General features: G+C 34.9%; 12 protein-coding genes. 1 reads left to right on the top strand and 11 read right to left on the bottom strand.

Annotated elements, in window-relative coordinates; genetic code table 11:
* The 7 genes from B5X62_RS15795 to B5X62_RS15170 form a co-directional block, all read right to left on the bottom strand.
* Positions 1-224 (bottom strand): IS1/IS1595 family N-terminal zinc-binding domain-containing protein (locus B5X62_RS15795; protein ID WP_449441363.1); only part of this gene is annotated, 224 nt, incomplete at its 3' end.
* Between the two features lie 116 nt (positions 225-340).
* Complete coding sequence (locus tag B5X62_RS15195) at positions 341-1,882, bottom strand: acyl-CoA carboxylase subunit beta (protein ID WP_079668334.1); 1,542 nt, start codon at positions 1,880-1,882, stop codon at positions 341-343.
* 8 nt (positions 1,883-1,890) lie between these two features.
* On the bottom strand, positions 1,891-3,336 hold the full coding sequence (accC, locus tag B5X62_RS15190) for an acetyl-CoA carboxylase biotin carboxylase subunit (protein WP_079668333.1): 1,446 nt from the start codon (positions 3,334-3,336) through the stop codon (positions 1,891-1,893).
* Positions 3,337-3,350: 14 nt separating this feature from the next.
* On the bottom strand, positions 3,351-3,836 hold the full coding sequence (locus B5X62_RS15185; protein WP_079668332.1) for an acyl-CoA carboxylase biotin carboxyl carrier protein subunit: 486 nt from the start codon (positions 3,834-3,836) through the stop codon (positions 3,351-3,353).
* 27 nt (positions 3,837-3,863) lie between these two features.
* Entirely contained in the window at positions 3,864-4,523 is a 660-nt protein-coding gene (locus tag B5X62_RS15180) for a 3-oxoacid CoA-transferase subunit B (RefSeq protein ID WP_079668331.1), read from the bottom strand.
* Positions 4,524-4,613: 90 nt separating this feature from the next.
* A complete protein-coding gene (locus B5X62_RS15175) occupies positions 4,614-6,014 on the bottom strand; it encodes a M56 family metallopeptidase (RefSeq protein ID WP_079668330.1) in 1,401 nt (466 codons plus the stop codon).
* On the bottom strand, positions 6,011-6,388 hold the full coding sequence (locus B5X62_RS15170; RefSeq protein WP_079668329.1) for a BlaI/MecI/CopY family transcriptional regulator: 378 nt from the start codon (positions 6,386-6,388) through the stop codon (positions 6,011-6,013). The genes B5X62_RS15175 and B5X62_RS15170 overlap by 4 nt, the downstream gene beginning before the upstream one ends.
* A gap of 88 nt (positions 6,389-6,476) precedes the next feature.
* On the opposite strand from B5X62_RS15170, the gene B5X62_RS15165 reads away from it, so the two are divergent.
* The gene (locus B5X62_RS15165) at positions 6,477-6,926 is read left to right on the top strand and encodes a GNAT family N-acetyltransferase (protein WP_079668336.1); all 450 of its coding nucleotides are present in this window, start codon (positions 6,477-6,479) and stop codon (positions 6,924-6,926) included.
* Positions 6,927-7,012: 86 nt separating this feature from the next.
* Here the strand turns inward: B5X62_RS15165 and B5X62_RS15160 are convergent, their stop codons facing one another.
* From B5X62_RS15160 to B5X62_RS15145, 4 genes are all read right to left on the bottom strand, one after another.
* Complete coding sequence (locus B5X62_RS15160; protein ID WP_144038410.1) at positions 7,013-7,570, bottom strand: TlpA family protein disulfide reductase; 558 nt, start codon at positions 7,568-7,570, stop codon at positions 7,013-7,015.
* 318 nt (positions 7,571-7,888) lie between these two features.
* Positions 7,889-8,764: a polysaccharide deacetylase family protein gene (locus B5X62_RS15155; protein WP_079668327.1), complete on the bottom strand. Its 876-nt coding sequence runs from the start codon at positions 8,762-8,764 to the stop codon at positions 7,889-7,891.
* A gap of 211 nt (positions 8,765-8,975) precedes the next feature.
* Complete coding sequence (locus B5X62_RS15150) at positions 8,976-9,668, bottom strand: SIR2 family NAD-dependent protein deacylase (protein WP_079668335.1); 693 nt, start codon at positions 9,666-9,668, stop codon at positions 8,976-8,978.
* An 81-nt stretch (positions 9,669-9,749) separates the two neighbouring features.
* Positions 9,750-12,434, bottom strand: a complete 2,685-nt coding sequence (locus B5X62_RS15145; protein ID WP_079668326.1) for a heavy metal translocating P-type ATPase — start codon at positions 12,432-12,434, stop codon at positions 9,750-9,752.
* Positions 12,435-12,665 lie beyond the last annotated feature (231 nt).

Below are 12,665 nucleotides of genomic sequence, written 5' to 3'. Positions count from 1 at the left end.
AGAGTACTAACTGAGTATCCTGAGTCTCGTGAAATTTCTTCATAAGTCTGTTTTCCAACAATCCATTTTTTGAACCAAACTTCCTTATTTTTTAAGCCAACAGACTTGTTCTCGGAGGTAAAATAAATACCACAATTTTTACATTTAAAACGTCTCTTATTATTTTGTTTTCCCCACGAAATTACATTCAGACTTTTACAGCTCCAACAACGATTTTTTTTGATTTTTCAGGCATAAAAAAAGTTTATTGAAACAAAGTTCAATAAACTTCTCGTATCATCAATAATAATAGGCGATAGAAAGAATTCTACCAACTATTTTTGACTATTAAACCTGTTTGTTATAACGGGATGTTACCGTGTTTTCTGTTTGGTCTTTCAACGAATTTGTTTTCCAACATCGCGAAAGCTTTTATTAATTTTCGACGGGTATCTTCTGGGAAAATAACTTCATCGATAAAACCTCTTTGTGCAGCTGTGTAAGGATTAGCAAATTTCTCAGCATATTCTGCTTCCTTCTCAGCAAGTTTTGCAGCAGGATCCGCTGCTTCCGAAATTTCTCTTTTAAAAATAATTTCAGAGGCTCCTTTTGCTCCCATTACAGCAATCTCAGCAGATGGCCAAGCAAAGTTCATGTCAGCACCAATATGTTTAGAGTTCATAACGTCGTAAGCGCCACCATAAGCTTTTCTTGTAATAACTGTTACTTTCGGAACTGTTGCTTCTGATAAGGCGTACAATAACTTTGCACCATGCGTGATGATACCATTCCATTCTTGATCTGTACCAGGTAAGAAACCAGGAACATCCACCAATACCAATAACGGAATATTGAAAGCATCACAAAAACGTGTGAATCTCGCCGCTTTAATAGACGAATTAACATCTAGACAACCAGCCAAGAACATTGGATTATTAGCCACGATACCAATACTTCTACCTGCAATTCTTGCAAAACCTACAACGATGTTTTCAGCATAGTTTTTATGAATTTCAAAGAACGAATCTTCATCAATTAAATGATTGATGACATCGTGCATATCATAAGGTTTATTGGCATTATCTGGGATAATGTTTTTAAGATCTTCACGAAGTTCGTTGCCAATTTCGTAAGGTAATTGTTGCGTAACTTCTTGGTTGTTTTGAGGAAGATAACTTAATAAAGTTTTTACATCTTCAAGACATTCAACATCATTAGCAGAAGTTGTGTGTGCAACACCAGACTTTGTAGAATGTGTCGAAGCACCACCTAATTCTTCGGAAGTTACTGTTTCGTTGGTTACAGTTTTAACAACGTTAGGTCCTGTTACGAACATATAAGATGTGTTCTCCACCATCATTGTAAAATCCGTCATCGCTGGCGAATATACCGCGCCACCAGCGCAAGGTCCCATAATGGCAGAAATCTGAGGAATAACACCAGAAGCTTGTACATTTCTAAAGAAAATATCAGCGTACCCGCCCAATGATCTTACACCTTCTTGAATACGCGCACCGCCTGAGTCATTAAGACCAACCATCGGGGCACCAACTTTAACCGCCATATCCATCACTTTGCAAATTTTCTCTGCATGCGTCTCGGACAAAGCTCCTCCGAATACCGTAAAATCTTGAGCGAAAGCATAAGTCAAGCGACCGTTAACCGTTCCGTAACCAGTGATAACACCATCGCCAAGATAATATTCTTTATCCATTCCAAAATCCTTGGTACGGTGCGTGATGAAAGCGCCAATTTCTTCAAAAGAACCTTCGTCAAAGAAATATTCGATACGTTCTCTTGCGGTTAGTTTTTTCTTAGCGTGTTGCGTTGCAATTCTTTTTTCGCCACCGCCCAATTTAGACTCCGCTATTTTTTTATTTAAAAGGTCTATTTTATTTTCCATGATTTGATTTAGAATTGATTAGGAACACGCAATAATTTTTGATCCTCAAGATATTTTTTCAAAGCGATTAATGCTGCAACTTCCGCTTCTTTAGCTTGGTTTTCAACAATAATTTCTGGACTGTAATATTTTTTAACAAAATTAGTGTCAAAATTTCCAGAGCGGAAAGCTTCATGATCGAATACAAAACTACCGAAAGGCAGAGTCGTGCTAACACCTTCAACTTTGTAATCTTGAATCGCTTCTAGCATTTTTTCAATTGCTTCGTTACGATCTTTACCATGAACGATTAATTTTGAAAGCATTGGATCGTAATAAATCGGAACGTCCATACCTTCAGCAAAACCATCATCCACACGAATACCTTCACCAACAGGCGGTTGATAAGTCGTTAAAGTCCCAACACTTGGTAAGAAATCATTCAATGGATCTTCTGCATAAACACGAAGTTCTAGCGCGTGACCATCAATTTTTAAATCTTCTTGTTTTATTGGTAAAGCTTCACCACGAGCAACACGAATTTGTAATTCTACCAAATCCATTCCTGTAATCATTTCGGTTACTGGATGCTCAACTTGTAGGCGCGTGTTCATCTCTAGGAAATAAAAATTTTTGTTTTCATCCAAAAGGAATTCAACAGTACCAGCACCTAGATAATCACAAGATTTAGCCACTTTAACAGCAGCTTCTCCCATTGCTTTTCTAATTTCTGGTGTTAAAACCGCAGATGGCGCTTCTTCAACAACCTTTTGGTGACGACGTTGCACCGAACATTCTCTTTCGAATAAATAAAGAATATTGCCATGATCGTCTGCCATAACTTGAATTTCGATATGCTTCGGAGAACCAACATATTTTTCGATAAATACAGATCCGTCACCAAAAGCTGAAGTTGCTTCGGAAATGGCACGTTGCATTTGAGATTCGAATTCGCCTTCGTTTTCTACAACACGCATCCCTTTTCCACCACCACCAGCAGAAGCTTTAATCAAAATTGGGAAACCAATTTCAACGGCTACTTTTTTAGCTTTTTCAACATCTGTGATGGCTTCGTCAAGGCCAGGAACCATCGGGATATCGTAAGCTTTAACTGCTTCTTTAGCAGCTAATTTGCTTCCCATAATATGGATCGCTTTAGAACGTGGACCAATGAATGTAATATTATTAGCTTCGGCCTTTTCCGCAAATTCAGCATTTTCTGACAAGAAGCCATAACCAGGATGGATCCCGTCAACACCTAATTCCTTACAAACTTCAATGATATTATCGCCTAATAAATAAGACTGATTAGAAGGCGCTTCACCAATGCAAACCGCTTCGTCAGCAAATTTAACATGAGGAGATTCTCTATCTGCAACAGAGAAAACAGCAACGGTTTTAATACCCATTTTCTTGGCTGTTTTCATCACTCTTAATGCTATTTCTCCTCGATTTGCTACGAGTATTTTTTTCATTTTATGATTAGATTTTATTCGAATTCGATTAATAATTGTCCTTTGTCAACCGCTTGACCTTTTTCTACAGCAATAGATTTAATAACACCTTGTCTCGGCGAGTAGAAGCTGTTTTCCATTTTCATCGCTTCAAGAATCAGAAGACTGTCGCCTTCGTTAACTTCTTGTCCAACCGCTACAGAAATCTCTAAAATCAGTCCTGGCATTGGCGCTTTAATCGCATTAACTTGTTTTGATTTTCCAACTTCGAAGCCCATTTCTTTAATCAACTTGTCCAAATCGTTTTGGATATCAACTTCATAAAGATTGTTGTTAACAGAAACCGTATATTTTTTTTGATTAAAATCGGCATCAACAACTTCGGCTTGGTAAGATTTGTTTTGATGAAGGATGTGATAATTTTCGTTATCCAAAGTCACAGCATCAATCGCATGGATTTGGTCTTCCGCCAAACTAAAGTCGTAACTTTTGTTAACAGAAGCATTAAAAGATTTTCCCATTGATTTTTATATGGATTTATTTAAAATTTAAAATGTCATTTCAGGAGCATTCTCGTCGGCAATTAATTTGCCCGCAGTTGCTTTTTTGATGTCATCAACGCTAACGCCTGGCGCTCTTTCTAAAAGTCGGAAACCGCCTTCTGGTAAAACCTCGTAAACGCCCAATTCGGTAACAATTTTCTTAATACACTTAACACCAGTTAAAGGCAAAGTACATTCTGATAACAATTTGCTTTCGCCATGTTTGTTAACTTGTTGCATCGCTACAATAATGTTCTTTGCAGAAGCTACCAAATCCATTGCGCCGCCCATTCCTTTTACCATTTTGCCAGGAATTTTCCAATTGGCGATATCACCGTTTTCTGAAACTTCCATTGCGCCAAGTATCGTTAAATCTACTTTTTGCGCACGGATCATCCCAAAACTCATCGCGGAGTCGAATACGGCAGAACCTGGTAAAGTTGTAATAGTTTGTTTTCCGGCATTGATAAGATCTGGATCTTCTTCGCCCTCGATGGGGAAAGGTCCCATGCCAAGAAGTCCATTTTCTGACTGTAGCACTACATTTATTCCTTCTGGAATATAATTGGCAACCAAGGTTGGAATACCAATTCCTAAATTAACATACGAATTATTCTTGATTTCCTTTGCAATACGCTGGGCAATTTGCTCTTTTGTAAGACTCATTATTTACGAATTATTATGCTTTAAAGTTAAGATTTTTTTGCTTTCGATAGGGTTTAAAAATGAAAAAAGAGCCTCATTTGGCTCTTTTTGTTATTTTGATTTTCTTGATTGAGATGGCGGTGGAGGTGGAGGAGGCATTTTTCCATCTTCTGCAAATTCCATCACGATTGGTAGCTTGTAATAAGAAGTAACGCTTTTACCATCTTTTTTTGCCGGCGTCCAAGTGACATTTTGAAGAATTTTATTAAGTGTTCTTTCAACCTCTTTGTTAAAGTTTTGATTTTCACCAGTGGTTGTAACAGCAACAAATTTCCCTTCCGAATCAATCTTAATCATACTTTCCGTTTTTAAAAATCCTTTCATATTTTCAAAAGAAATTGTGTTGATTTCCATTGCTAAATCGCGTCTCAGGTTACCAATTCCTCCCGGATATTCCGCAGGTTTTTCTACTTCTGCGGATTCAGATTTTGAAGCATTACCAGTAATTTTTGGAGCTTCCAGTTCGTTTTTACGTTTTATTGTATCACTAACTTTATTTGCAATCGTAGGTTTAGAAGCTTGAAATTCTGTTGTAGTATTTTGTGCTAAACCACCAACTTTCTGTTGAGTATTCTTTTCTAAAACCGAATCATTAATTGCAATTGGCGTTTTAACTTTTTCGGCAAAGAGAAATGCGACGCCACAAGTAAATAGAACAGATCCGAAAATACGAAAGCCCATTTTATTGCTTTTTTTGGTGTTCATCATAATAAATCTTTTTTTGGTGTTATTGTTTCGTTTAAAAGTTTGTGTCAGTGGGAAAAAATGATTAGAAACTTCTTGATAAATTATTTCCTGATAATCTTTTAGTGATTTTTGTTTTAAAACAGCGTCGTCAGCCAAAAATTCATGGTTGGTTGTAATAGCATTTTTGAAAAAATATAATGCAGGATTTAACCAAAACAAAGCTTTTAAAAATTCAATTAATAAAATATCAAAACTATGTTTTTGCGTAATATGCGTCTGTTCGTGTATGAGAATGCTGTCATCTATGTTATTATTTTCAAATCGTTGTCGATTAATATAGATCGTATTTAAAAAGCTGAAAGCGGTTATATTTTCTTCTAAAAGCGAAATTTTATAAGTTTTAAAAACTATATTTTTTGCTTTTACTTTTTTAAATAAAATTTGTCCGATTTGGAACATTAATTTCAAAATTAAAATCCCGACAATCATTAGATATAAATAGAAAAGAGTTTGATAAATATCGAATTTTGGCGCTTCCTCAATAATCTGAGATTGGATAGCTTCTTGTCCAAGATTAAAAGTCGAGGCTTTAACATAATAACTTCCGAAAGGAATTTCGATAAAAGGAATCCCTAAACTAAAAGCTAAACTTGCCAGCAAAAAGAACCTTTTGAAGCGATGACTCTTTTGATTTTCTAAAACCAAATAATAAAAAATAATCAGCAAACTGCTTACTGCAACGTATTTTAGGTAAAAAGGAATCATGACTTTGGGTTTTCAATTTTTTCATCAATCATGTCGCGCAACTCTTTTAATTCTTTTTGACTAAGCTTTGCATTTTGAGTAAAAAACGATGCAAATTGACTCACAGAATTATCAAAAAAATTGTGAATCATGCTTTTCATTTCAGAAGAAAAATAGTGCTCTTTTTCAATTTTAGGAAAATATTCCCGCGAATTTCCAAACAATTCGTAGCCAACAAAATCTTTGTTTTGCATCCTTTTTAGCAAGGTTGCGATCGTCGTTGTTGCAGGTTTTGGATCAGGATAAGCATCGATAATATCTTTCATAAAGGCTTTCTCTTTTTCCCAAAGGACTTGCATAACTTCTTTTTCTGCTTCGGTTAATTTAATTTTCATTCTACAAGTAATTATCTAACTCTACAAATGTAGAATTAAATTTTGAATGACCAAATATTTAATCCCTAACTTTGTGAAAAATTATGAAATGGATTTGAAAATAGACAAACTTGATCTTGACGAAATAAGCTTGGTAATGCCGATGATGAAAGACTTTTACGAAATTGATGGCTATCCTTTTGATACAGAAACGACGCGTAAAAATTTTGAAATTTTTGTTGAAAGTCCAAATCTTGGTCAATGTTTTATTTTAAAAAATGAAGAAAATGAAGTTGTTGGTTACATGATTCTCAATTATTTATTCTCGTTTGAATTTGGTGGAATGATGTGTTTTCTGGACGAGTTGTATATAAAACCTGTAGCGCAAGGCAAAAAATACGGTGGCAAAGCGGTCGTTTTTGCGCAAGAATTTGCACAGAAACAAAATCTGAAAATGATGTTCCTCGAAATCGAAAATCATAACGAACGTGCGATTCATCTTTATCAAAAACTAGGTTTCAAAATGCATAAACGTAGCATTATGACCTACGAGCCATAACAAAAAAGTTTCAACATTTGTTGAAACTTTTTTTATTTTTTAATAAATGAAAATTTTTAGCAGTTAAGTTTAATCGTCGCGTTTTTTTATAAATTTTCATTAATTAATTTTCGCAATTCTGTAGCGTCGGTTCCGCCTTCAATTTTATGGATAACTTTCCCGTTTTTAACAAGATATGTCAAAGGAATTGCTTGTGTTGTATTCTCGAAGTTAAGAGGTTTTTTTTCAAGGAAATTTAAAATTGCATTTTTATACTTCACATTTACCAAAGTTAAATCCTCGAAATGAAATTTTTTAGAATCAATAAATTTCTGAAGTTTCGCCGAATCTGTATCGATTGATAGTGAAGCAAATTGCACATTTTTGCTTTCAAATTCTGCTTTTATCTTATTTAATTCTGGCATTTCTTCAACACATGGGACGCACCAAGTTGCCCAAATATTGATGCAAGTTAGCTTGTCAGAGTTTAAGATTTCGTTTTGAAAATTACTGTTTTCAAACGTGTTAATTTTTTCGGCGCGCAAATCATTTTTAGCTTTACCGATATGAACACTGCCAATATTGAATCCAACAAATTGTATAAGAATTACAAATCCAATCAGAATCAAAAAAATAATTCCAACCGCTTTTAGAAATTTTTTCATAGTTTGTGTCGTTTTATCTAAGTCAAATTTAAACTTTAGCGAAAGTAAATAAAAATACAAATTGTTCCAAATATTGCTTCTGGCATTAAGAATTTAGAATCCTGTCGATTTTCACAAAATAAATATTAGGATCAATGCTATTTTCAGTTTTCAAAAACTCATTTCGTTTCAAAATGATTTCTTTTTTGAAAATATTAGCAGAAATTATTTTATCTAAAACGTCCATCGATTGGCTTATATAAATATGAAAACTGTTTTAAAATTAATAAAAAATCCGCTCAATATTTAAGCGGATTTTGTTTTTATTTGTAAAGCGATTTAATTCAGAATCTCATTAATTTTTGGATATTCAGAAATCTTTCGGAATTCGAAGCGTTTAGACTTTTGCAAAACATCGATAAACTCATCCAATTCTGCCAGCGATTCGTCATCCGTCAAATATTGATCGTGCGTCAAAAACACCAAATGTTTAGACGTTTTTTCTAAATCATTCAAAAAAATACTGTCGACTTTTTTCATCATTTGTTGATGGTTTCCTTTTAATGACATTTTTGCGGTAGGACGCCATTCTAGATCCCAACCAACCAATTTGTAGCCAGCAATTTGTAGTTGATTGGCGGCAACTTTTGAAGCCGAAATATCAGTAACACTTATGTTATTAAGTCGCCAAATATTTCGTCCAGGCGTTCTTGCTATTTTATTATTTAAACCCAAAAGAACCTGCGCCGAATCAAAATCTGCAACGACTTTTTCTGGGTTTTTGTAAAACTCCGAATAGCGATTATCCGCATGACTAAAACTATGATTAGCGATTTCTATCAAAGAATCTTTTTGCAAATCTGCGAAATCTTTTTTCTGTTTAGCGCTTCCATTAACGTGTTTACCCACAACGAAAGTGGTTGCCACAACATTTCTTTTATGCAAAATTTTTAAGAGATTTTCGGTTCCACGATTTGGTCCATCGTCAAAAGTTAAATAGATAATTCGTTTGTTATCGCTGATTGTTTCGGTAGTTTCATCAACTTTAATAACATTTTTTGAGACGGGTTTCTTTTGAGGTTGTTCGGTGGTTTTTGCGTCGATGCGTTCTGTCGTTTTATCACAACCAACCAAAAGAAATGACGTTGCCGAAATTAATGCAAGCGTCCCAAGAAAAGCCGATGTTTTAAGCTTTTCTTCAAAAAATGTTTTCATAAATTTTAAATGGAATTAAGTTAAAGAAATGTTAAATTTTTCTATTTTAAATCCATCAAATGTGATGCCGAGTTTTTGCTTTTTTTAAATAAAAGTGTTAAAGTTTAGTCCAAATTAAAACTTTAACACTTTAAGATTTTTGGAAGTTATTTAATACTGAAAAATCAATTTAAAACCGATGAAAATATTTAGAAAAATCTGAATAAAAATATTACAGAAATTTTGATTTCAGAATTTCACTAAGTTTTTGCATACCTTCTGTTGCAGAGCTTTTAAAACAGTTTTCTTTATTTCTAAACATCGAAAAATCTAAATTGGGATCAATCACAAAAATCTCAGCATTTGTAGGAACATCATGCACTAAACCTGCTGCTGGATAAACTTGCATAGACGTCCCAATAACCAAAAACAAATCCGCTTCCGAAGCAATTTCGGCAGCATTTTGCATTTCTGGAACCATCTCGCCAAACCAAACAATGTGAGGTCGCAATTGTATGCCATTTTCGTCCAAATCGCCCAGATTAAGGTCGTCTTCCCAAAGAATTGCTTCGTTTTCTGAATTTACAGGACGCACTTTGCGAAGTTCACCATGAAGATGCGTTACCTTTGTAGAACCTGCGCGCTCATGTAAGTCGTCTACATTTTGCGTGATGATATGAACATCAAAATCTCTTTCTAGTTCTGCTAAAATTTCATGCGCTCGATTTGGTTTTACATCTTTTAATTGTCGACGTCTAAGATTGTAAAACTCCAAAACTAATTCTGGATTTCTTTCAAAACCTTCGGGCGACGCCACATCTTCAATACGATGATTTTCCCACAAACCATCCGAATCTCTAAAAGTCGAAATTCCGCTTTCTGCACTAATCCCAGCACCCGATAAAACCACAAGTTTCTTTTTCATATCAAGATTTTCATTTGGTTTAAAAATAGAAAAACTTGCTGAGAATATCAACAAGTTTTATTTTAAAAATGATTTAACTTTTTACTTCACTTCCAAATCCACAGCATTCAATCGCAATGAATTTAAAATTACAGAAAGTGAACTAAAACTCATGGCAGCAGCTGCAATCATCGGTGATAATAAGATTCCGAAGAAAGGGTAGAGCAAACCTGCAGCTAACGGAATTCCTAAAACATTGTAAATAAACGCAAAGAATAGGTTTTCTTTAATATTTTTCAGAAGCTTTTCGCTTAGCATTTTTGCTTTTGCAACGCCCAAAATATCGCCTTTTAGCAAAGTCATTTCTGCGCTTTCAATAGCAACATCGGTTCCCGTTCCCATTGCAATTCCCACGTTGGATTGTGCGAGAGCAGGCGCATCGTTAATTCCGTCACCCGTCATGGCTACAATTTTCCCTTCGGATTGCAATTTTTTAACTTCATTCAATTTATCTTGCGGAAGACAATTTGCTTTGTAATGTTTTATTCCAAGTTCATCTGCGACGGCTTTTGCGGTATGTTCGTTGTCGCCAGTCATCATCATAACGTCAACGCCTTCTTTTAATAAAAACTCAACTGCTTTTTTAGACGTTTCTTTAATTTTATCAGTGAAACTTACAAAGCCTAAAACCTCGTTTCCTTCGGCGACATAAGAAATGGTGTGCGCTTTTGACTGAACTTCGGTTGCTTTTTGTTTTAAATTTTCAGGGATGATAATTCCGTTTGATGTTAAAAGATTTTCGTTTCCTAAATAAGTTTTCTTTCCATTAATATTTCCTTGAACACCTTTTCCAGAAACGTTTTCAAAATTTTCAACTTTTTCAAAAGCAATATTTTGTTCTTTTGCTTTCTTTAAAACAGCGTTTGAAAGCGGATGCTCCGAATTTTGATTTAAAGAAGCAGCAACTTGTAATATTTTAGTTTCAGTTGCATTATTAACGCCTTCAATATGCTCCAAAGATGGTTTTCCTTCGGTTAAAGTTCCTGTTTTATCGGTAATTAAAACGTTTACTTTGTTCATTTGTTCAAGCGCTTCGGCATTTTTAATTAAAATTCCATTTTTCGCGCCTTTTCCAATTCCAACCATTAACGACATTGGCGTTGCTAAGCCTAGAGCACATGGACAAGCCACAATTAAAACTGCGACAGCATTCACGAAAGCAAATAATGTTTTTTGACCTTCTGGACCGAAAACTTGCCATAAAACAAAGGTTAAAACAGCGACTAAAATCACTACTGGAACAAAAACTTTTGAAACTTTATCCGTCAATTTCTGAATCGGAGCGCGACTACGGCTCGCTTCATTCACCATTTTAATGATTTGCGAGAGTAAAGTTTCGTCGCCAACTTTTTCGGCTTTCATCAAGAAAACTTGATTTCCGTTGATGGTTCCAGAAGTTACTTTATCGTTTTCAGATTTCTCAACAGGAGTCGGCTCTCCTGTAATCATCGATTCATCAATAGACGAATTTCCTTCGATAATTTTACCATCAACTGGGATTTTTTCGCCTGGTTTTACTTTTAAAATATCTCCGATTTTTACTTCATCCAAAGTAATTTTACGCTCGGTTTTTCCTTCCACCAAAGTGGCTTCATCAGGCGAAAGATTCATTAATTCTTGAATGGCTTTTCCTGTTTTTTTATGAGCTGCAGCTTCCATCCATTGTCCGAGAATCACTAAGGTTAAAATCACACAAACCGCCTCAAAATAAAGAGGAATATTACCACCATGACCACGAATTTCGTGCGGAATCATGTCTGGAAAAAACATTGCAAAAAGACTGAACAAAAATGCCGCAGCAACGCCTAAAGCTATCAAACTGAACATATTGAGGTTCCAAGTTTTGAAAGAAACCCAACCTCTTTTCATTAAAAACCATCCCGAATAAAACAAAACTGGAATTGTTAATGCCAATTCTATATAAGCCTGAATTTCGTGCGAAAACGGAAAATTAAACCACATTCCACCCATTGACAAAATGAAAACAGGAAGCGTAAACGCCAACGAAATCCAGAATTTTTTCTTTAAAATATTGTATGTTTCATCCTCTTCATCGTCGCTTTTGTCGGGCATTTTCACCAAATCCATTCCACAAATCGGACAATCGCCTGGTGTATCTTGCACAATTTCTGGGTGCATCGGACAAGTGTATTGCGCTTTTTTCTTTTCGGGATATTTCACCAAGTCCATTCCACAAACGGGGCAACCAACATTGGAATCGTAAACCTTGTCGCCCTCACAAAACATCGGACAATAATATTTCCCGGCGTTATCTTGGTTGGTTGAGGGTTGAGGGTTGAGGGTTGTTGGATGAGCATGGTGATGATGCTGTTTCTCATCTTGGTTCTTGGTTCTTGGTTCTTGGTTCTTCTCTTCAATCGGCACCAAATACATTTTACAAACTGGACATCTTTCACCTTGCTTAAAATAAACTTTATCGCCTTCACATTCCATTGGACAATAATAAACCGACGACGGCGAAACTCTGTCTTGTGGCTTCACAAACGTGTTATTTACCACATTTGGGTCTTGCAATTTGTAGTTTCCCGCTTGAGAAAGTGCTTTATTAAGTTCTTCTAAGCTAACATCGCGATTGCCATGTATCACTGCTTCACTTTTTTCTAAATTAACGTGAGCGTGTATTCCTTCTATATTATTTAACGCTTCAGTAATTTTCCCCTGACAACCAGAGCAAGTCATTCCTAAAACTTTATACGTGCGTTCCATATTCCTTGAATTTATAATACAAAATTCGGAAATGCAAAACTTTATTTGTTATAGATTTAAGGAAAAGAGTTATATATTTTAGTTAGGAGTTATAAATTATGAATTATGAATTATGAATTATGAATTATGAATTATTAATTATGAATTATGAATTATGAATTATGAATTATGAATTATGAATTATGAATTATGAATTATGAATTATGAATTATGAATTATGAATTATGAATT

Source organism: Soonwooa buanensis (genome assembly GCF_900167905.1).
GTDB lineage: Bacteria > Bacteroidota > Bacteroidia > Flavobacteriales > Weeksellaceae > Soonwooa > Soonwooa buanensis.
Note: the sequence above shows the minus strand (reverse complement) of the source record. Positions and strands in the feature narration are given on the sequence as shown.